Origin of the sequence: Porphyromonas sp. HMSC065F10 (genome assembly GCF_001808555.1) — a bacterium.
Lineage (GTDB): Bacteria > Bacteroidota > Bacteroidia > Bacteroidales > Porphyromonadaceae > Porphyromonas_A.
Window position 1 is genome coordinate 1 of record NZ_KV793789.1, and the last position, 21,852, is coordinate 21,852.

The 21,852-nt window shown below is 57.9% G+C and carries 13 protein-coding genes; 6 read left to right on the forward strand and 7 right to left on the reverse strand.

Features of this window, described 5'->3' with window-relative positions:
• The first annotated feature begins 153 nt into the window (after positions 1-153).
• The 5 genes from HMPREF2890_RS05210 to mutL are packed head-to-tail and all read left to right on the forward strand — an operon-like array spanning position 154 to position 7,729.
• Complete coding sequence (locus tag HMPREF2890_RS05210) at positions 154-1,875, forward strand: glutamine--tRNA ligase/YqeY domain fusion protein (RefSeq protein WP_070466281.1); 1,722 nt, start codon at positions 154-156, stop codon at positions 1,873-1,875.
• 12 nt (positions 1,876-1,887) lie between these two features.
• Entirely contained in the window at positions 1,888-3,306 is a 1,419-nt protein-coding gene (locus HMPREF2890_RS05215) for a peptidylprolyl isomerase (RefSeq protein WP_070466282.1), read from the forward strand.
• Positions 3,307-3,337: 31 nt separating this feature from the next.
• Positions 3,338-5,455, forward strand: a complete 2,118-nt coding sequence (locus HMPREF2890_RS05220) for an OstA-like protein (protein ID WP_070466284.1) — start codon at positions 3,338-3,340, stop codon at positions 5,453-5,455.
• A gap of 7 nt (positions 5,456-5,462) precedes the next feature.
• Complete coding sequence (locus HMPREF2890_RS05225; protein WP_070466286.1) at positions 5,463-5,825, forward strand: hypothetical protein; 363 nt, start codon at positions 5,463-5,465, stop codon at positions 5,823-5,825.
• An 8-nt stretch (positions 5,826-5,833) separates the two neighbouring features.
• A complete protein-coding gene (gene mutL, locus HMPREF2890_RS05230; protein WP_070466288.1) occupies positions 5,834-7,729 on the forward strand; it encodes a DNA mismatch repair endonuclease MutL in 1,896 nt (631 codons plus the stop codon).
• Between the two features lie 75 nt (positions 7,730-7,804).
• On the opposite strand, the gene HMPREF2890_RS05235 is transcribed toward mutL, so the two are convergent.
• The 7 genes from HMPREF2890_RS05235 to HMPREF2890_RS05265 form a co-directional block, all read right to left on the reverse strand.
• On the reverse strand, positions 7,805-9,757 hold the full coding sequence (locus HMPREF2890_RS05235; RefSeq protein WP_070466290.1) for a family 20 glycosylhydrolase: 1,953 nt from the start codon (positions 9,755-9,757) through the stop codon (positions 7,805-7,807).
• Positions 9,758-10,255: a thiol peroxidase gene (gene tpx / locus HMPREF2890_RS05240; protein ID WP_070466292.1), complete on the reverse strand. Its 498-nt coding sequence runs from the start codon at positions 10,253-10,255 to the stop codon at positions 9,758-9,760.
• A 52-nt stretch (positions 10,256-10,307) separates the two neighbouring features.
• Positions 10,308-15,410, reverse strand: a complete 5,103-nt coding sequence (locus tag HMPREF2890_RS05245; RefSeq protein ID WP_070466294.1) for an alpha-2-macroglobulin family protein — start codon at positions 15,408-15,410, stop codon at positions 10,308-10,310.
• Positions 15,407-16,300, reverse strand: coding sequence for a tetratricopeptide repeat protein (locus HMPREF2890_RS05250; protein WP_070466296.1), 894 nt, complete (start codon positions 16,298-16,300; stop codon positions 15,407-15,409). Before HMPREF2890_RS05250 ends, HMPREF2890_RS05245 begins: the two co-directional genes overlap by 4 nt.
• Before the next feature lie 825 nt (positions 16,301-17,125).
• The gene (locus HMPREF2890_RS05255) at positions 17,126-18,070 is read right to left on the reverse strand and encodes a hypothetical protein (protein ID WP_070466299.1); all 945 of its coding nucleotides are present in this window, start codon (positions 18,068-18,070) and stop codon (positions 17,126-17,128) included.
• Between the two features lie 59 nt (positions 18,071-18,129).
• Positions 18,130-19,389: a hypothetical protein gene (locus HMPREF2890_RS05260; RefSeq protein ID WP_148130683.1), complete on the reverse strand. Its 1,260-nt coding sequence runs from the start codon at positions 19,387-19,389 to the stop codon at positions 18,130-18,132.
• A 7-nt stretch (positions 19,390-19,396) separates the two neighbouring features.
• Positions 19,397-21,028, reverse strand: a complete 1,632-nt coding sequence (locus tag HMPREF2890_RS05265) for an ankyrin repeat domain-containing protein (RefSeq protein ID WP_070466303.1) — start codon at positions 21,026-21,028, stop codon at positions 19,397-19,399.
• A 316-nt stretch (positions 21,029-21,344) separates the two neighbouring features.
• On the opposite strand from HMPREF2890_RS05265, the gene HMPREF2890_RS05270 reads away from it, so the two are divergent.
• Positions 21,345-21,650 carry a hypothetical protein gene (locus HMPREF2890_RS05270; RefSeq protein ID WP_070466305.1) on the forward strand — a complete coding sequence of 102 codons (306 nt, stop codon included), beginning with the start codon at positions 21,345-21,347 and terminating at the stop codon, positions 21,648-21,650.
• Positions 21,651-21,852 lie beyond the last annotated feature (202 nt).

Here is a 21,852-nt window from a genome sequence, read left to right on the forward strand (position 1 = left end):
TTTGCTCCTAACTCAGCTTGCGGAATCTAGGCTTGGTCTGAGGTGGTGGATAGGTGGGCTATTTGTCGTATCTTTGTGATCAGTGGTGTGGCATCGCTACCGGCTTGCCGGGAGCTGTCGCCACCCTGACTTTTACCCTATTAAGAGCCTTGTATGAGCGAGATAGTAGAACCAGTAAAAAGCGGCGAGGAGAAGTCGCTCAACTTTATACAGCAGATCGTGGAGCGCGACCTCAGGGAGGGACTCCACAACGGACGCATCCAGACCCGCTTCCCACCGGAGCCTAATGGCTACCTCCACATCGGCCACGCCAAGGCGGTTTGTATGGACTTCGGCATCGCCGAGAAGTATGACGGTGTCTGCAACATCCGCTTCGATGACACTAATCCTGTCAAGGAGGATCAAGAGTATGTCGATGCGATCCTGCGGGATATTGAGTGGCTCGGCTTCCATTGGGGCAACGTCTACCACGCCAGTGACTACTTTGATAAGCTCTACGACTTTGCCATCGACCTGATCAAGCGGGGTCTCGCCTACGTCGATGAGCAGACGTCCGAGCAGATCGCAGCTCAGAAGGGGACGCTCACTGAGCCGGGGACAGCCAGCCCTTACCGGGATCGCCCGGTGGAGGAAAATCTCCGGCTCTTCGAGGAGATGCGTCACGGCAAGCACGCTGAGGGGTCGATGACCCTCCGGGCGAAGTTTGATATGGCCCACCCCAATCTCCTCTTCCGCGATCCGATCATCTACCGCATCATCAAGAAGCCGCACGCTCGCACCGGGACCGACTGGTCGGTCTACCCGATGTACGACTTTGCACATGGGCAGAGTGACTACTTCGAGGGAGTGACCCACTCGATCTGTACGCTCGAGTTTGTCCCCCACCGCCCCCTTTACGACTACTTCATTGACCTCCTCAAGCCTGAGGATAGCGAGTATCGCCCGCGCCAGTATGAGTTTAATAGGCTCAATCTCACCCACACGGTGATGAGTAAGCGGAAGCTGCTGGAGTTGGTGCAGCGCGGTCTCGTCCACGGCTGGGATGACCCCCGGATGCCCACCCTCGTCGGTATGCGCCGGAGGGGCTACACCCCTCAGAGCATCCGAAACTTCATCGGAGCCATTGGCTACACGAAGTACGATGGCACCATCGAGGAGGAGCACCTGGAGCACTATGTCCGGGAGGATCTGAATAAGGTAGCCACCCGTGCCGCTGTGGTCCTCGACCCGATCAAGCTGGTGATCACCAATTACCCCGAGGGAGAGACGGAGGAGATGGAGTGCGTCAATAATCCGGAGGACCCGGATGCCGGTACACACACGCAGACCTTCGGTCGAGAGCTCTGGATCGAGCGGGAGGACTTTATGGAGGATGCGCCCAAGAAGTACTTCCGTCTCACGCCCGGGCGCGAGACTCGACTCCGCTCCGCCTACATCGTCACCTGCACCGGCTGTGAGAAGGACTCCACCGGACAGGTCACCACGGTCTATGCCGAGTACGACCCGGAGAGCAAGACCGGTGGTGCCACCGCCGATCGCAAGGTGAAGGGGACCATCCACTGGGTCTATGCTGCCGGAGCACAGCCGGTCGAGGTCCGTATGTACGACCACCTCTTCTCTGCCGAGGATCCGATGGCGGAGGAGTACGAGGACATCAGCGAGCTGATCAATCCTCAGAGCGAGACGATCCTCTACCCCTGCTATGCTGAGAAGTTTATCACGGAGGCTCAGGTGGAGGACCACTACCAATTTGTCCGCAAGGGCTACTTCACCAAGGACAAGGACAGCACAGACGAGCTGCCGGTATTCAATCAGACTGTCTCCCTCCGCGACTCGTGGAAGAAGATGGTCAGTAACGACAAAGCCAATAAGTAATAGGTCATGCTAATGAGTACGCAACCCCATACCCGGTCCCACCAGCGGCAGATCCTGAGTGCCCTCTGCCTGCTCTTCCTCGCACCGCTCACGATGCTCGCCCAGAGCCGCAAGAATGTGGTGGATGAGGTGGCCTGGGTCGTGGGTGATGAGCCGATCCTGCTCTCCGACATCGAGCGGCAGAGGATGTACTACGAGAGCATGGGGCAACCCTTCCATGGAGATCCTCGCTGCATCATCCCCGAGCAGATGGCGATCTCTAAGCTCTTCCTCAATCAAGCTAAGATTGACAGCATCGAGCCCAATCAGCAGATGATCAATGCCAACGTCAATCAGTGGCTGGAGCAGGTGACCAATCAGCTGGGGAGCAAGGAGAAGCTCGAGGAGTACCTCGGTCAGAAGTACTCTCAGATACGGGATGAGCGCCGTAAGGTGGTGGCTGAGCAGTACACCGTCATGCAGATGCAGCAGAAGATCGTCGGCGAGGTGATGGTCGCTCCATCGGAGGTCAATCGCTTCTATGAGCAGATCAATAAGGACTCCCTGCCCTTTGTCCCCACGACGGTGGAGGTGCAGATACTCACCCTGCAGCCCAAGATCTCGGTCAAGGAGGTCGATGCGGTGAAGCAGCGCTTGGTTGACTTCACAGAGCAGATTAATAGTGGCAAGTCTGACTTTGAGACCCTGGCTCGCCTCTACTCCAAGGACAATGAGACCGCCCTTAGGGGTGGCGAGATCGGCTTTGTCGGTCGTGCGGAGCTGGAGCCGGAGTTTGCCAACGTCGCCTTTAGCCTCAATGACCCGAAGAAAGTGTCCCGCATCGTGGAGACGAAGCGCGGCTACCACATCATCCAGCTGATCGAGAAGCGCGGTGACCTGATCAATGTCCGGCACATTATGCTCAGTCCGGAGGTCAATCAGGAGGAGCTCCTCGCAACGAATAGCCGGATGGACTCCATCGCCGGCATCATCACGAGGGACAGTGTCCCCTTTGCCACCGCTGCGCTCTACTACTCCTCGGATGAGGATACCCGGCTGAGTAATGGACAGATGGTGAATGCCAATCAGCAGAGCTCTCTCTTCGGCACCTCTCGCTTCCAGATGTCTGACCTACCGCAGGAGATGTCCCCTCTCGTGGCAGAGCTGAGTGAGGGCGAGATCACCAAGCCCTTTACCATGACGGACAAGAATAACCACCTCGTCGTGGCGATTGCTCGCCTCAAGAGCCGCAAGCCGGGTCACCGCGCCAATGTCGTTGATGACTATCAGGTGATCAAGGATATGGTGGAGGGGAAGAAGCGTGAGGAGCTTCTTGACGAGTGGATCCGCGAGAAGCAGAAGACCACCTACGTCAGCATCGCTCCCGCCTATCGTCAGTGCACCTTTCAGTACCCGGGCTGGGTGCTTCGTGAGGGTACGGAGAAGGAGTGAGCTTGTCCCAAAACCGGAAGAGTAGGCCCCTATGAACGAAGGTGACTCTCGTCATCCCATTCTCATAGCTCTGGCACTGACGCTCCTGTCGGTGGCAGGGCTTCTGGCTACTCAGGCACGGTCATCTGCGCCGGGTACTGCCGGCTTGCTCTCCTCCCTACAGAAGGCGCCTGCCGACACGACCGGCAAGGAGCGGATCATCATAGAGCACGTGGACCTGTGGCGCTTTGATAAGGAGGTCAATCCCGATGCGCAGATCCTGACGGGGAACGTTGTCTTCAAGCACGACAACGCACTGATGTACTGCGACAGTGCGCTCCTCTATAGGGAGACCAACCGCTTTGAGGCTTTTGGTAACGTCCACATCCACCAGGCTCAGGATACGGTCGATATCTACTGCAACTACTTGGACTACGACGGCTATACGAAGCTGGCACGACTCCGAGAGCTGGTACAGATGGAGCAGGGGGAGAATACCCTCCTCACCGACAGTCTGGACTACGACCGTATGTCGGGGATCGCTTACTACTTCGACTACGGCTCGGTCGCCGACAGCCTCAATGTGCTCTCGAGCGTCTATGCGGAGTACTCTACGGTGGATAAGACGGCGGTCTTCTACAACGACGTCGTGCTGCAGAATGACAACTTCACCCTCTACTCCGATACACTGCACTACGACACCAATACCAAGATCGCTACCATCCTCGGTCCCACTACGATCGAGGGCGACAGCGGTATCATCTACGCTACTCGTGGCATCTACCGGACGGAGGAGGACGTGGCGACACTCCTTGACCGGGCCGAGATCGTCTCCGGCAGCCGGTGGATGACGGGTGACTCCCTCATCTACGATCGCCCCGCACACTTTGCCGACCTCTATGGTAGTGTCATCCTCAGGGATACGGCTGAGAGAATGGAGCTGAGGGGCAATCATGTGATGTACAACGACTCCACGGAGTGTGGTGAGGCGATAGACCATGCCTACATCTACGAGTACTCCGACTCCGACCACCTCTTTACCAGTGCGGATCGGATGCAGCTGATCAAGGTCGACTCTGTCAATAATATCGCTAAGGGAATAGGCAATGTACGTACCTGGCGTAGGGACGCACAGGCAGTCGCCGACTCTATGGTCTACCTCACTCGGGACTCGGTGATGAAGATGTACGGTCGCCCCTTCGTCTGGAGCGGTCTCTCACAGGTCACCGGAGACTCGATCCGCCTTTTTATGAAAAATGGTGCCGTCGAGCGTGCCCTGATAGGAGAGAATGCCTACATGGCCCAGCATCTGCGGAAAAAGTACTACAATCAGATGCGAGGACGGGAGGTGGAGGCCTACTTCCACGAGGGTGAGATGGACTCCGTATGGACGCGGGGCAATGCGGAGACGATCTACTTCAGCGAGAATAAGGACTCCATCCAGACCGAGCAGACACACACGCAGAGCAGCGAGATACTGACGCAGCTGGAGAATCGCGAGGTGGTGCGGATCCTCCTCCTCGGACAGACGAAGGGACGTACCAAGCCGATCTTCCTCGTCGAGGAGAGCGATCTGGTCTATCCCGACTTTGTCTGGTTTCCTGAGGGACGTCCGGTCGACTCGCTGGATATCTTCCGCCGCACCCCGACACCGGGCGAGGGTGGAGGCGACCTGGTACCGCGCCCACCGACGACCGGTCTCCTACAGGATCTCCCGACGCCTAAGGAGGAGCAGCCACGGCAAGCGGCACAGTCCACTCTCCCCTCTGACTCGCTCGTGACGGCACTGACCGACTCGATCATCCGGACGATGGCAGACACCACCGGCATCTCCATCGACTCGATCAGGAGCCACGTGATGGACTCCCTTGCAGTCTCCCTGCCCCAGGCTGGTCGTGAGATCCTGCAGGGCGCAGCCGACAGCACTCTCAGAGCCACCTCCGGGCAGCGGCTCACTGAGTTCCTTGACGGGAGACAGCGCCCCGCCGAGGTGACCGACTCCCTCCGCCGTGTGGGGGCTGCTCAGCTTGACTCCCTCGGGCTGACCCCTAAGTCAGTGACCGATGGGGCTGAGACGATGGCGCGTCAGGCGATCACGGGACTCAAGAAGGAGGCGCAGCAAGCCACGATCCGTAAGGAGGACGAAGCGACAGAACCTAAGAAGAAGTGACCGTACTATGGGATGGGGAAGTTTTTATAAGTCTAAGAAGCCAAGAGGATTCAGGTACACCTACCTCACCTTTGACCCAAAGAAGAAGGAACTGGAGCGCAAGATCCGGCTCTCCAAGCATAGGGTCGACCCGGAGGCGAATCCCCTCACGGAGGAGGACTTGAAGGAAAACCTCAGAGGACGCTTACGGCGCAACTCCGAGCGCCTTGCCAAGTATGGCGACCCGGAGGACTTCTCGGAGAGCATCGGGAAGAAGAATAGGCAGCTTGTCTTTGTCCTCGCCATTCTTTTCGCCTTCACCTACTGGATCTTTGAGAGTTTAGGCATCACCACCTGGGCTGACTTCGCACAGCTTTTCATCTTCTGGTAAGTCATCGCGTGGATAGCAGAGTACATCTATTACCGGATAATATTGCCAATCAGATCGCTGCCGGTGAGGTGATCCAGCGCCCCGCTTCTGTCGTCAAGGAGCTGGTTGAGAATGCCATTGACGCCGGAGCCACCGACATCCAGATCATCATCAAGGATGCCGGTAAGACCTTGATTCAGATCATCGACAACGGATCCGGCATGGGAGCTATCGATGCCCGGATGGCCTTTGAGCGGCATGCGACGAGCAAGATCCGCGAGGCGGCAGACCTCTTCTCCATCGTCACCATGGGCTTCCGGGGAGAGGCGCTTCCCTCCATCGCTGCAGTGGCACACGTGTCCCTCCAGACGCGTATGGAAGATGCGGAGCAGGGGACGAAGCTTGAGATAGAGGGCTCCAAGGTGATCTCTCAAGAGCCGATCGCCTGCCCTGTGGGGTCCAATTTCCAGATCCGTCATCTTTTCTTCAATGTCCCGGCGCGGCGGAAGTTCCTCAAGGCGGATACAACCGAGTTTGCCCACATCCTCACCGAGCTGCAGAATATTGCCGCAGTACGGCACCGGGTCGCCTTTACCCTTGTCCACAATGACAAGATCCAGCTCCAGCTCTCTGCCGCACCGCAGAAGCAGCGGCTCCTCGACCTCTTTGGCAGCCGGCTCTCCAAGCACCTCCTTCCACTTCATATCGAGACGCCCTTGGTGACCATCGAGGGCTTTGTCACAGAGACGAGGTATACCCGCAAGCGAGGAGCGTGTCAGTACTTCTTCGTCAACGATCGCTTCATGCGGCACCCCTACTTCCACCGGATGGTGCTCAATGCCTATGGTGAGATGATACCTAAGGGGGAGAAGCCGGAGTACTTTCTCTTCCTCTCCTGCGACCCCGGCTCCATAGATGTCAATATTTCGCCCACGAAGACGGAGGTCAAGTTTGAGGCCGAGAATGACATCGGCACCATCCTCTTCTCCGCCATCCGTGAGGTGCTGATGAAGGGGGCAGCCATGCCGACGCTTGACTTCGACGAGGATCGTATGGAGATCCCCATCGCTGATACCAGCAGACGCGATGCCCCCGAGCCGCCGACGTCGGGCAACTTCTTTGAGGTGGGGAGTCGGCTCAATGACAGTGACGAACTGATGCTGACGCCCAAGATCGGCGACACCTTCCCTGCCGTGGGGGGTGAGACGGCTATGCCCGATATAGCAGACTGGGATAGCTTCTACGAGGACTTCCAGAAGAGTCGTGAGCAAATGCCGAGGCAGGTTCCTCTCTCCGATAGTGAGGATCCTGTGCAGACCATGCCCTCCTCGCTCACAGGGGAGATGCCCGAGGTGAGATCCGGGTACGATGTCCCACCGCTCATCTATGGCGACTATGGCATCGCTCTACGTCCTGAGGGCATCGCCGTGGTCAGTCTCTCACGGGCAAGGGAGAGGGTCCTCTTCGAGCAGTACATGACCTCCTTTAGGAGCGGGCATGTGGTCTCTTCGCGCCTGCTCTTCCCGGCACTCCTTGAGCTCTCTTCCGAGGACACTGCTCTCCTGAGGGAGTACCGTCAGGATCTGACCGGGATAGGCTTTGACATCTCCGATATGGGGCAAAATGCGATCGGTATCAACGCTGTACCCGAGGGGCTTCCCGCAGGCGGAGAGGAGGAGATCCTGCATGAACTCCTTCGTGAGTGCGAGCAGACCGGTCGCTCAGGTGGGGAGGTCTTGTCGAATAGGCTTGTGCGGACCATCACCACCTCGCGCCTACGGTCCCTCCCTCGCCAGATGACCCCGGCGCAGGCGCAGCAACTCCTCGAGCAGCTCTTTGCTCTACCAGAGTATCGGGTCACCCCCTCCGGCCGCCAGATCCTCTTCTTCCTCACCCCTCGAGAGCTCGCCAAGCACCTTCCCTGATACAAAAAAAGAAGTCCCGCCTCACATCGTGAGGCGGGACTTCTTTTTCTCTCAGACTGATATCTCCCAGCTGTATCAGTTACTTAGCCACTCCACCCGCAGGTCGGAGAGGGAGCCGGTGAAGCGGCCAGTTCGCTCCAGCGGGAAGACCAGCGTCTGTACCCAGTAGCGAGGTCCCTTCAGCTCCCGGTCCTCCGGGTGGACGATGATGCCGAGCGTCTCCTGCAGCCGACCATCGATGTAGAGCCGGGTCTCCCGATTGGTCCCCTCTATCGTCACCTTCGTCTCGCGACCTATCGGCAGGCGGTAGTCCCAGTGGTATCGGTATCCGTCACGCTCAAAGCCCAGCAGCCCCTCCTCCGGTGTGGATAGGTAGACCACTGCATCCTTTGAGGAAAAGAGGACCGTGCCGCGTGGATTTTCTCCCGGGGTGATGCGGAAGGAGACCCGGTAGTCGTACCCAATCTCCGTGATCGGCAGCCCCAGCGGGGAGTCCGCCTTAGGCGATGAGACGACGTAGGAGCGCCTGTCTTTCTCCGGTCTCGCAAGCAGGTTTACTCCCGGTGCCTCAGATAGACCTCGACGCTTTTGGTCAAAGGTGTCGTAGGGCACCGTTCCGCTCCTTCCCTGCCAAGTCTTGGCTGCAAGAGTATGCACGGCGGGGAAGATCCGGTGGTAGACATCCTGCTGACTGATTCCGTTTCCGCAGTGGTCGTTCCAGACAGCGAACATCCCTCCCTTGATCTGCGGATGATGTTCCTCCAGAGTCTCGCTATTCATCGTCGCCGGGGTCCACTCCTTGTAGAGCTTCTCAATATCGAGGTAGTCGTAGTAATAGCCGGCTGCCGGCACGATATAGACCCACCGGTCCGGCATGCTCACCACATCGTACCCCATATCGATCATCTCTCTTGCGAGCGAGTAGTCCATACTCCAGCAGTAGAGCAAAACATCGTCCACCTTCACCGGTGTCTTACCTCGTGCATGGGAGAGCGATCCCCAGACGGCAGCGCGCTTCCCATACGACTCCACTTTGCGGATGTAGCGGTCGGTGAAGGCTCTGAATTGCTCCACCACTCTCTGGTCTTTATTGCTGTACTCGTCCGTCCCGATATGGACGTAGGGGGAGATGAAGGTGGGGTCGGCCGGGTCCAGATACTCCCCGAGCAGATCGTCCAGCACGCGATAGGTGTCGGGACTGAAGAGATCCATATGGTCTGCGCCATACTCCTTGCTCCCTATCGAGGGCATATAGTGGGTAAAGGCAAGCGTATGCGCCGGCACATCGATCTCCGGGATGATCGTCACCCCGAGCGATGCCGCCTCCAGCTGCAGCTGCCTAAAGTCAGCCTTGCTGTAGTGCCCGTCCGTTGCTGTCAGCCCGGGGTGGGTCTCGCTCTCGAGACGGAAGGCCGCATAGGTCTTGTCCCAGTCATCGCTGTAGAATTTCTTGAAGCCGTTGTCGTTGAGATGGATGTGGAAGGCATTCATCTTGTAGTACGCCATCAGCTTCACAGTGGCGCGGAGGAAGTTGAGGGAGAAAAACTTTCGTCCCACATCCAGCATAAAACCGCGTATCGGGTAGTCCGGGTAGTCCTCTATCACGCCGCAGGAGAGCTCCCGTCCCTGCTCAAGCAGTTGGAGGAGCGTCCTTGTCGCCCAGTAAAGTCCCTGACGGGAGTTGCCCGTGAGGGAGATGCGATCCGGTAGGATCTCTATCCGATAGGCTTCGCTCCCCTTGTCGGAGAGTAGGGTGGGGCGGATCGCAAGAGAAATTGTTCCCGCAGATCCTGCCTTGGTGGTGTCGCCTAATAGCTCTCGGAGGTCCTGCCTAAGCAAAACAGCGACCTCCGTCGCCTCCTTCCCCTTGGGAGTGAGACGACAGAGGTCGCTGTAGTGGAAGGATCCCTCCGCCCCGCTCCAGCTCTTGACCTCAGGGATGGTGAATGGCTTGTCGCTCTGAGCGAGCCCTCGCACCGGGCTGAGGAGGATAGAGAGAAGAAGGGGGATTAGGAGTCCATGCTTCATTTAGAGTGCTGCGATAGCCTTGTCGTAATTAGGCTCGTGGGTGATCTCCTCCACCTGCTCGGTGTAGAGTACCTTTCCCTCCTCATCGAGGACGATGACGCAGCGGGACATCAGCCCCTTCAGTACACCGGAGGTCAGCAGGCAGCCGTAGTCCTTGCCGAAGTCAGGGCTCTTGAAGGTGGAGAGCGTCACGACGTTCTCCAGACCCTCAGCACCGCAGAAGCGTCCCTGCGCAAAGGGAAGGTCTGCGCTGATGCAGAGGACGACGGTATTGTCGAGCGAGGAAGCCTTCTTATTGAAGGTCCTGACGCTCTGAGCGCAGACGCCCGTATCGATCGAGGGGAAGATATTCAGCACGACCCGCTTACCCTTGTAGTCGGATAGCTTTGCATCTGACAGGTCGCCCTTCGTCAGGCAGAAGTCAGGTGCCTTGCTGCCCACCTCAGGCAGCTTACCGATCGTCTCTACAGTCTCTCCCGAAAACTTTACTTTAGCCATAGTTTCTTGTGATTGTTGTTGTATGTGATATATGAAAAAATAGATTTGTCTCTTACTCACCCCTGCGGATCGTCAGTGACCCTCCGGCACTATTGCCCGCATACTCCGGAGCGTAGAAGCTCTGCACCTCGGCAGGACCGTAGCTGAAGTGTCCCGCCACGTTGGCGGTAGCCTCTAGTTCGATCACGTGCTTCCCCCTCTGGAGGTAGTCAATGAAGATGTAGTCGGCCGTCTCTCGTCGGCTGTAGCCGTACCACGTGCGGTCCGACATGCCGTAGCCGGCAAAGTCATATCCCGGCTCGGCGCCCGCCGCCCGGTCATCCCGTATCGTCACGAGGCTCAGGTCCTGCTTCGTCTCGATCAGGTAGCGCACTACCAGCTGCTCGCCGGCCACCGCCTCCCGCTCATCCGTCAGCCGAACGAGTGACGAGGTGCCGTTGATGATACGCCGGGCGTAGACCTCCTTACCGATCGTCAGCTTCTCACCTGTGGGTGTCGCCTTTGCCGCCGGCTCCGTCACCCGATACCGGATGCCACCGAAGGCAAAGTCCGTCGTCACTCCCTCCCACCGGATCACCATCTTGCTCTCCGGCTCCGGCAGGCCGAGGACGACGTGTCCCGTCGCCTTATCAAGTGCCGTGGGGCGGTAGGTCACCTCTCCGAGATGGAGCGTCGCATCGGGCGCAAAGCGCGTCGGCGTCACCGTGCGCAGCAGAGGCTCCACCGCCTCTAGCGTCATCGGGTTGCGCCACAGCGTCCCCTGCTTGAGGCTTAGCATAAAGCGTGTCACCTCTGGCGAGAGCGCCTCGTCCTGCTGATCGTGGTGGAGGAAGAGGGTCAGCGCCAGCAGCTCAGCATCGCTCTGAGTGTAGCTGCTTCGGTCGCGGATGAAGTCCCGCACCTCGCTGTACGCCGCCTTGGTGTCAAAGGCACGCGAGTACTCCCCAAAGTTGAGCAGGTATGAGGTCGATGCCGTTCGGTAGCTCTCTCGAGCGCCCTTCACCTGCTTCTCGAGCAGCTCCTTCACCTCTCCGGTGAGGGAGGGATCCTTTCGTCCCAGCTTATGGACCAGTAGGCGATACTCCATCGCAGCCTTGTAGTAGCTCCGCTCCTTGGCGAGCTGACCCTGTAGGTACTTCAGCGACCGGTCGATCGCATCATCCAGCTTTGCCGACCGTGTGGGGGTAAAGGTAAGATTCTCCAGCACCACATGGGTCAGCCAGGGAGAGGGCTCCGGCAGTAGGGCATCGTAGCGGAAGCCTCCGGAGGGGAAGGTAAAGGCAAGGATCCTCTTCTCCAGCCCGCCCAGCAAGTCGCTCATCCGCTCCTCGCTCAGGAGCAGGTCGTAGAAGTCTGCCAGCGTCCTCGGATCGGCCTGTCTATTGAAGGATGACCTCGGCTCCGACTCCCGATCACGTATCGCAGCCCGCAGTTGTGTGCGAGACATGGAGAGGCTCCGTTTCAGCTCCGGTGTGGAGGCGATCAGCGCCCTCAGGCGACTGTAGACCGCATACTTCGTGCTAGCCTCAAGGAGAGAGAGCTCCTCTGCCGGTGCCTCTGTGGCGTAGGTGTCAGCGAGGGTGGTGAGGAGGAGGTGGATCGGGGAGAAGTAGATCTCCGCCACTGCCTGGCTCCCACCGAGGTCTGCCTTGGGCAGTGTCAGGCTCACTTGCGACTGCTTATAGGAAGAGAAGGGGACCGCCACCGTATACTCCGTCAGGTCGCTCCGGAGAGGGATCACCCGCTCCAGCGCATCGGTATAGTGCGCCCCCGCTGCCGTGGCACGCAGTGTCAGCGAGTCGCCATCGGTACGCTTCGCCTCCACGACGAAGGGCATCGTGCCTGTCTGACTACCGGCTACCGACAGCTCCGCCTCGGATAGCTGCGCCTGACCCTCCGTGACAGTTGCTCGGATGGTCGCGGGCGACTGCTCCGCATTCTGCACCCGAGCGAGTCCCTCCAGCCGGTCGCCCCATCTCAGGTATCGGGGCAATGACAGCTCCACGGAGAGCGGGGCAAAGACGCTGAAGCTATGGTCCTCCAGCAGCTCCTCCTCAAAGTCGGGGGCAAAGGAGTAGACCTTCAGCACATACTCCGTCTGGGTATCGGGCAGCTTAAAGTCCAGCTGCACCTGTCCCTCCCTGTCGCTCCTGAGGAGCGCGCTGAAGTATGCGGTCTCGGCAAAGTTTTGCCTCAGCCTCGGCTGCCCGTCTGATCCGGCACCCTCAGCCACAACCATTACCTCATCATTGACGACGTTGCTCTGCTTCATCATCGCCCTTGGGGATGCCACTGCACTCTCCATCAGGACAGCGCCATACAGATTGCCACCCAGAGCTTGGTATAGTACCGGTGAGTCGCCGATCTTGCTCCAGTGCTGCTCGTTGCCCGAGGCCTCGGTGAGGGCCTTGTCAAAGACCGCCACAAGTACCGGCACCTCAGAGAGTGGCTTGCCTGCGCGACTCACGATGGTGAATCGTCGAGAGAAATCCGCTCCCGGCACGAAGCGACCCTCTCCCTCCTTCATCTCCAGTCCATCGGTGTGGGTCTTCTCCTTATCGCCCGACTCCTCACCATACTCTGTCAGGTCAATGCGTCTGGAGGTCTCCTCTCCTCTGTAGTAGGCGGAGAGTACCACGGATAGCGTCCCCTCCATCGGGCGTAGGCGATAGAGCTTACCCGGCTCCACCGAGAGGAACTGGTGCACACTTCCCTTTCTCTCTCGGACCATCAGCAGAGAGAGCGTCCCGCCATGGCTTGAGCCGTAGAGGATCTCTCCCTCCTTCGTCATAGTGGCAAAGAGGGGTACCTCGCCCTGGAGCCGGTCATCGGTCGGGCTGTAGAGGTAGAGTGGGTCGCTCTCGTCCCTCACCACCTGACCCCAGTAGTCGGTCGTCTCTATCCTCAGTCGGTAGCTCCCGCTGGGCAGACTTGCCAGGCTCAGCTTCCGCTTCCCCTTCATCGGTAGCTTGATCGACTCTCCGACCTGCTTTCCCTTCGCATCGATCCAGGTGGCTGTGAGCTGGTACCTCGACAGATCCCCCAGTCTCATCCGCTGGTAGGGCTGGCTCTCAGTGCTCAGCGTCAGGTCGAGGCGATTGAGTATATGCTTACCGCCCAGCAGTAGGTTGGCCGACAGGGGGAGGTTGGTCGTATCCTTCTCCATCGCCAGAGACTCATCCGCTACATCTCCTATCGCATCAGCGGCAGAGAGAGTGAGCGGGTGATTCCAGTAGTAGCCGCCCGTTGCAGACTTCGTCAGCGGCTCCGTCTCCAGCACAAAGTGTCCATCCGAGCCGCTCCGACCCGTCATCCGCTTCCCGTCCACATCGTACTGGAGTGTTAGTCGTGCCGCCACGGGGTGACCATTCAGATCCTCTGTCCTACCATAGATCCGCATCGGTCGACCGGAGACATAGCCGGTCGGTATGCTGTCGATGGTAAGCGACAGGTGCATCAGCTTATAGTCCTCTACTCGTAGAGACTCATCGCCATAGGGCGTGTCGAGGGTAAAGTCCGATAGATGCTCGTCCTTGGGGAGGGTAAAAGTGGTCTCCGCCACCCCATGATCGTCGGTGGTGATCGTCTGCGTCTCGATCACCTCCTCCACGCCATCCCTCAGGGCGGTCAGCTTCACCTTCTGAAGCGTATTTGGCTCAGCCTTCACCACCTCCCCCTTGCGGGTAACGGTGACGATGCCGACCTTCACCGTCTGACCCCTCTTGTAGATCGGTCTATCGGTGTAGAAGTGTGTCTCTGCCTGTCTCTTCGGATTAGCTGTCCCGGCAGGCCACTTTTGCGCCCCGTAAATGGTGAAGAACCGCTCCTCAAGCATTCGGGGATCCTTGACGCTGATGAAGAGGTACCCCCCTCTCGGCGGGGTCTGGCGAACCACCACCTCGCCCCCTTCACCGGTGTAGAGGGTGGCGATGGGGCGTCTCCGCTCATCACCGCGGAAGACCTTCACCTCCACGCCGGAGACCGGACTGCCGTCTTGTCGGTCGAGGGCGTAGATGATCGGATCGTACTGATGCACCGTGATCTTGTCCAGCAGAGCATTGCCCTGACGGACCACCCCCTCGCGCTCGTTGTAGAGCGCCAGCTTATAGTACCCCACTCTCGGCAGGCGGAGGGATACCTTGTCGCTGATCCAGCGCGCCTTGCCTTCCTCAACTGTGTAGGAGGCCAACTTCGTCGCACGACCCTTGCGGATCTGCTGCTCCACCCTACGGTCACCGCTGATGAGGTAGAGGTCGAGCGCCTGTCGCGTCGGACCCTCAATCTCGACGGTCGCCTCCCCCGTGTGGAGGTCAATGTAGGTTACATCGCCGATGGAGGGGCTATGCCCAAAGAGCTGCTTGCCCATCTCCCTCAGCCGCTTCTCGTAGGGGTTCCCGGTTATTGACGGCTCTATCCTGAGGTACTCGGCGTAGAGCTTACCCTCCTCACGGATCCACTCCTCAGTCTTGTGCGCCGACTTGAGGGGGTCGAGCAGGCGTGAGCTCCGCTCCCGGAGGTCCAGCATCCGGACCACCGGCTGCTCGGGGCGACCGGCAAAGCGCTCTATATAGGTCGGGTAGATATTCTCCTCCGACCGTCTTGCTTCCCACTCCAGCATGGAGAGGGCTTGGTCGCTGTAGCCTGCCTCCAGAGCTTGCCCCAGCTCCCGCTGATGAAGCTCGCGGAGAGCATCAAAGCCCTTGTCCGCCAGCTGCTCCATCAGCTGAGCCAGCAGGGAGTAGCCGTTTCCCTCAGAGGGCACACCCAGCCTCCAGCGGCGGACCTGCCACTGATAGCGAAGTCCGCTCAGGTCGGTGGTGGCGCGCCACAGCTCCCGTCGCTCCAGCTCTCGGGAGATCATCCGGACCAGCTCCTCCTCGGTCCGCTCCTTGCTCCAGAGGAGTGTGTCGGGCGACTCGTCGGAGGTGTCGTACTCCTCGATGGTGCGACCGGCATTGGCTGCCAGTCGGCTTAGGTGATCGAGGAGAGAGAGCATCTCCTCCTCGGGGATCTTCTGTTCCTCTGCCATGGCTACTTTATCTATGGATCGGTGACCGGCGATACCGGTCCCTGTCAGCAGACCTGCACCGACAAGTGCCGGCAGTAGCAGTGCTGCGAGTCGGGTCCCGAGGGCCGTATGAGTGTTATGCTTCATGGTATTTTATTTATGATTTTTTTCTTGATCTGATATGCTTCCTCCCTTGCTTGTGCCCCCATAGAGGGTGTCGCTCCCGCCGCTACCGCACGAGCGAAGTCTCTCTCTGTCTCCTCTTCCTCCCCATAGAGCAGCCAGATCTCCCCCCTTAGGAGATACTCCTCCGCATCGACCCGCTCGCCGCTGCGGCGGATGATCTCCCGCACGTCGGCAAGGGCGTCCGACTTACGCCCCTGACGCATCAGGAGCCGAGCCCTCGCCCGGTAGGCCGGTGCCATCGCCGGCTGCTGCTCGATGAGGTAGCTCAGCAGCTTCTCTGCCTCATGAGGGCGTCCCTCCCGCTCATACACCTCGGCGAGCTTGACTCGAGGGAGGTAGGCGTCTGGGTTATGCGCAAGGATCCGCTTCAGGTCCTCCTCGGCGGCACTCCAGAGCCTCAGTTTCTCGTAGGTCAGTACCCGCTTATACCGGTAGATCTCGCTCGAGGGGGTCAGGGAGACCAGCTCATCATAGTCGGTGAGGGCGCTCTGCAGTTGCCCCAGGTCGCTGAGCAGGTCTGCCCGTCGCTCTCTCAGCTCCGGCACAGCCGGCTGACGGCTCAGCGCCTCGGAGAGGAGCTCCACCGCCTCGAGAGAGTCGCCTCGCGCCACCACCAGCTCCGCCAGATTGCCGAGGAGGAGGAAGTTTCCCTCCGCCTCCGGACTCAGCTCCAGAGCCTGCCTAAGCATAAGCTCAGCGCTGTCTGGTTTGCCTGCCTCGTAGTAGTCAAAGTAGCGCTCCACGCAGCCGGCATATGCCACCTCTGGCTCCCTGTCCGACTGAGCGGAAGCAAGAAGCAGGGGCATCAGGGCTACGATGATCGCTGCTAAGGGTCTGACGAGGACATTCATTGGTGTACTTCTTCCATGCTTTAGATTATGAAAGGTACCCATTTTCCCCCACCTGACCAATCCCGATTGTTAAAGAATGTGGAGACCTCAGCTCCGTAGATTATTGGGGAAAAAAGGAAGAGACGACTCGTCCTGCCTCCGAAGTGCAGGGGGAGACTCCGCAGTCTCACCATACTTGGCCGAACCTGGATGACAATGGCGGATATCCGAAGGACGCGAACAGAACTGTATACGAGTCGTCTCAGTAAAGATTCTTGCGACAAAGATACGACAATCCCAAGACCCCGCTGTCTCTTATCTGCACCATCCCAGAGCTTACGAATTTGAGAAGTTCGGCTAAGAAGCAATGATCCCCCTAAGGCTTCACCCCCTGCAGTATTGACACAGGGTGGGAGTACCTCCTAAGAGAGTATCAGGTATCTCTTGTGCTGTCCGACTCGTCCGATATGATGGCGCAGTTAGCGGTGTGGCACCCCGGCAGGGGCGCTCGCTCCATAGGCATCGGTTATCCGCAATGCGGTGACCGATGTGCCGAGACCCGCCCCTACCCCATCGACCCCTTGCGGGTCGCCGAGTAGGGTCTCCCTCCCACCACCCCGCAAGGGTGTCGCACTACCAAGCCTGCCGGATGGATATACCCTGCCGGCTTGTATCTATCGGGACTGAGTCTATATAGAAAGGTGGGGCCGACTATAAGTGGCTCTGAACCTGCGAGCGATGCACTAACCGACCCCACCATCGCGCTTTAGTCACCCAAGCGCAACTATGCAAATGTACGCAATGCTCGGACAGGAGTCAAGGGGGGCGATCAAGTGATGTGAGCCCTCAGTCTGATGTGAGTGTCCGGCAGAGTTGGTCGTAGTCCTCGCGCATCTCCTCGACTGTGTGCTGGACACGATTACGAGGACGTACCGGTTGATTGCTTAAGTCTACACCATTGATGTAGTCCTCCACGATGCAGGACTGGAGGCGGTTGTAGGAGTCAAGCCTGAGGGCGGGCCATTCCTCCATCTCGCAGTAGGAGTCGTCCGTTTCAGTCACAAAGAGTCCCAGCAGTCCGAGATAGAGCGATCGCATGAGTTGTCTCTTTAGACACCATCCGTAGAGTGTTGGGAGCTGGATGAACTCATCCGGGTGAATTGCTATCCATGAGATCCTTTCTCCCTTCCTGTGTAGCCTTACATCGCGGTACGAGTCGACTATCGTTGAGGGAGAGTCTTCATAAAATAGTTCGATCTCCGAAACCTCCAGCCGCTTGATGCAGTAAGTCTCCATCTGACTTCTGATCACATCATAGTTTGTCGACCAATCGGAGAGGTATGATCTGTACTCTCTCTTGCCGATTCGGATCACGTAGGGTGTGTCGCACGAGTAGGGCTCTTCGAAGTGGAAGCTGAAGGGCTCAATGCTGATATCCTCCCTTGAGAGAGGGCAACGCTCTGTTATTGTAGGAAGACTATCCAGCCCTATGAGGAGCTGCTCTGCTGTTGCAGTGACAAAGCCTTCATAGAGACACTCCCCTCCATTGATCACATGCTGAGAGAGCTCTTTGAGGGCAACGATGGCAGACTCTAAATACGAGGAAGTGTCATACTTTTCTATATAATGTCCGAAGTCATAATCAAAGTAGATGCACAAGATCTCGTCCCGTGATATCCAAATGGAGGCTTGCACATCTCTCCCGAATGGAGCCTTCTCCTTCACATTCTCCCAGAGTACAGCATAGAGCTCAAGGGGATAGATGGGGATCTCCCTCCCGTGGAGCTCCATCCAGATGCCGGGGGCGCTCTACCCTGCCATAGTCTTATAGTCAAGTAGTCTCATAGATCTCACTCTTGTCTTGGCACGATCAGGCTTGGTAGCTCACCGTTGTAAAATCGATGTCTGAAGGGGAGTATCGGGTCATAGCTCTGATAGAAGATATCTACCCGGTCGGGCAACTGCTTCCGGACCTCCCTTGATAGCTCCCAGCCCATCGTCCAGAGCTCCTCAGGTGTGTGGGTGCCGTCCGCTCTGTCGCATAGGTCGCTCCACTCCTCGAGCCCCGGCACATGGAGCTCGTGGTCCTCATAGCCCACACCTTCTCCGTAGATTATCTCGGAATTACCTGTCCCACACTTCTCTGTGTCCCAGAAGATACAGTCCTGACAGTCCTGGTAGATGACGTAGGTCTCGTCCACAAAGGTCATCCCCTCATCGGTCGTGGGACCCTCTCCTGTGATGTAGTGCTCGATGACGAAGGACTTGACATCGTTGTAGGGTACCCAGAGGCGATGACGCTCCTCGCCCGTGGGATAGGGTTCAGCTATCCCGTAGAGGAAAAACCCAAGCTGGCTAAGGAGAGTCAGATAGAGTCCCTTGACGAAGACCTTCGTATCTACATAGGCAAGCAGCTGTAGGCTGTTGGTCTCAACCTCCTCTACACTAAGTAGTCCTACGGGACTCTCCTGCCCCAGGATGTCTCTGTGGAGGAATAGCTTGTGATGACCCACGCACAGGGGCTTGTAGGGATCCCTCCCCTCTGCGATACCCTTAAGCCAGTCTCTCACGGACTTGAGCTCGCTGTGAGGGATGGCTATCTTCACCTCCCACTCGTGACAGCCGATCCGTATGATCACCTGCCCCTCCCCTTGCTCGCCGGTGATGCCAAGGTGCTCTACCGGTGGCGTAGGGGTGCGCTGTGCGGCTTGGTCGGCGGAGGATAGGTAGTCGATCACCCTCATCCCCTCATCGTTAATCACGATAGGGTCGTAGGGTAAGGTCCCGCTCCAGTCCTCGTAGGGGGCGCAATAGATCAGGGTATAGCTTGCCGGTAGCTGTCGTCTAAGCTCTCTCGCAAAGCCGAGCCCCTCAAGGTGCCACTGCCTCCAGTCAAAGGGCCAATAGGCTGCCGAGGGTCCGAAGCAACCCTTCTCATAGCGCTTGTGCCACGCCTCAATCCCGGGGAGGACTACCTTAAAGGGCGGCCCGATGGAGAGGTTTTCTCTGCTGATCTCGTCAAACTCGCAGGAGGCACAGGTCCCCATGCTGTCTTGGTAGACCACATCGGCGTCCGGACTTATATAGAGTGCATACTTCTTCTCCATCATCGTACTCTTATTCGGTAGGAGTGATGCGTCGAGACTCACTGAGATACATTATGTGGTGTCTCTTGCACCAGGGGAACCACTGTATCTCTTGTATCTCTATGTCATCTCCGTAGGGGTAGTGCAGGGCAACGGTCTCGGGAAGCACTCTCGCCACCTCTCGAGCAAGGGCAAGGCCGCGCCTATTCCACTCGTCTCGGTCAAAGTTCTCCTCCTCGCAGCAGCTGCGGTACTCTGCGTGCCACTGCCTCAGCCCCTTGATAGCCTCAAGGCTGATGGTGGTCTGGTGAAGCGTCTCATCCTCTATCGTGAGGTGATCCGCATCGCCTATGCCCCAGCCGCTGTTGTCAAAGAATAGGTTCTCCTCATCCTCGTCCGGCTCCATCCGCACGTAGTATCGACCGATATGGATCCGCCGCTGGGGGTCGTAGTCCCAGTCGTACAGGCGACCACCATAGGCGCGTATCATCTCGGCCACCTCCTTATCATCCTTGTATACTCCGTAGCTCTCGCCCCAGTCTACGCTGATAAAGTTAAGAATGGTGCATCTGGTGGAGTCCTCCGACTCATAGGGTACATCGTCAGACCGGTAGCTATTGTAATTGGGGTCTGACCCCAGCTCCAGCAGGTGCTTTATCATGGTCGGGCTGTGCTCGAAGTAGGCACAGGTGATGGGCTGCCTCCCCTCAACCCCGAAGAGGTCTACATCTGCTCCATGGCTGACAAGCAGGTCCACGATCGTACGAGACCTCTCATACGCTGCATCGGTGATCCTTGTCCTCTCCTCGTCGCTGTATCTCTTGTCTATCTCAATACCGTAGAAGGAGAAGTCCTCCACCGCCTTCTGTAGGGCAGACTCGCCTTTCTTGTCCAGAGCGTTGACATTTGCACCCCTACTGATGGCGAATTTTACCCCCTGGATATCAAGGGCGTTACAGGCCCGGAAGAGATCCTCATCAATATCCGTATGCTTATGGAGTAGCTCAAGATTCATAAGGCTGAGTTGCTTGAGCGAGAGCTCGGTGAAGAGGTCTCGGATCTCCTCCCAGCGGTATGACCTTGGCTCCCGGTTGTAGGGGTAGCCCATGACGTCGCTGATTTCATCAAAGCAGCCTTTCGCTTCATCCCGATCGAGGACGACATCAAAGGCTATCAATGGGCTCTCTGTGATGCCAAGGCCGTCCAAGCCTTTATTGATGAGACTGTACCCCTCGCAGACCTTGACTGAGCCGGAGTTGGCGATGGTCTCTAAGAGGTCCCAGAAGTAGGAGGCAAGCACCTCGGGCGTCACCCCGTCCGGAAGGTCCACATAGGCAAGCTCCCTGAAGGAGGTCTCGTTGTCGCGGTAGTGTAGACTCCAGTAGCCATATAGGGCATCATCGTTGCCGCTTGACACAAGCATAGCTCTGGTCCACACCTGAGTGGCGTAAGCTAACTTTAGTGTCCGGATGGTGACGAGTGCGGTATCTGCGCTTTCGTCGCCAGTCACGTCGGTATGGACCGAGTCGTGATGCTTCGGTGCAGAGAGACAGATGGGCGAGAGTCCACAGCAAAAGGTCTCCTGCGCCTCGTACGCCCTCTTGTAGTCCTCGAAGGAGTAGAGATCCTGAAAGTTTGGGTACTTCTTTATCCTCTTGCTCATAGCGTGTGCATTTCTTTGTATCCGGGAGCCCCCCCCCAAGGGCGAGACCCTGCCACCATCCATCCGACTGTATAAGAATAGAGAGACTGTCACGTCTTTACCCGCATTAGGACATACCATAGTCACCGGTGGTATGGAGTTGAGCGCATAACAATGGGTGACAGCAGGAGCGGGAACTCTCCGTAGACAATCTCTCTGAGACAAAGGTAGCAAATGTTTAGACAATAGCAACCTCTCTATTCACAATCAGTCAATAGCTTAACCTTGGTGTTGTGTATCTGATCGGAAAGGGAGAGGTGTGTCTTCTTAGTCAAGAATGAAGAAGAGACTCTCCGAGCGTGAGGGCGGGCAACTCCTCATACTGCCTCCGGAGGCAGAGGCTGTCTCCGGAGAGGATGGTGCCCTTTCCATCCGTACGCCCGGATCGTCTCTTCAACCCAAAGGTATGAAAAGTCTGGAGTGCGACCATAGCCTCACTCTAGAGAACCCAACACTCTGCCCCCTCCCGGCATCGGAGCTCTCCCAGGGATCGTCAGTTGAGTGTAACCTTTCCCAAGTAGTGTTTGTCTTGGTCATGTCTATGGGGGAAGGTGTCCTCGGGGATGCGTATGGCGGTGCCTGATGGATTTCTAATGCTGCCACCAATAGACCTGGAGACGACATCCTGGGACTGCTGACTGTTTCTTGTGAATCCCTTCTGCGTCTCTCCCACCCAAACATTGCCCTTCCAACGGGGGTGCTCTCGGATAATTCTTTTACCGATATTAGAGAAGTCTAATACCGGTAAAAGAAATCTCTAATATCGGTATTAGACAACTCTAATA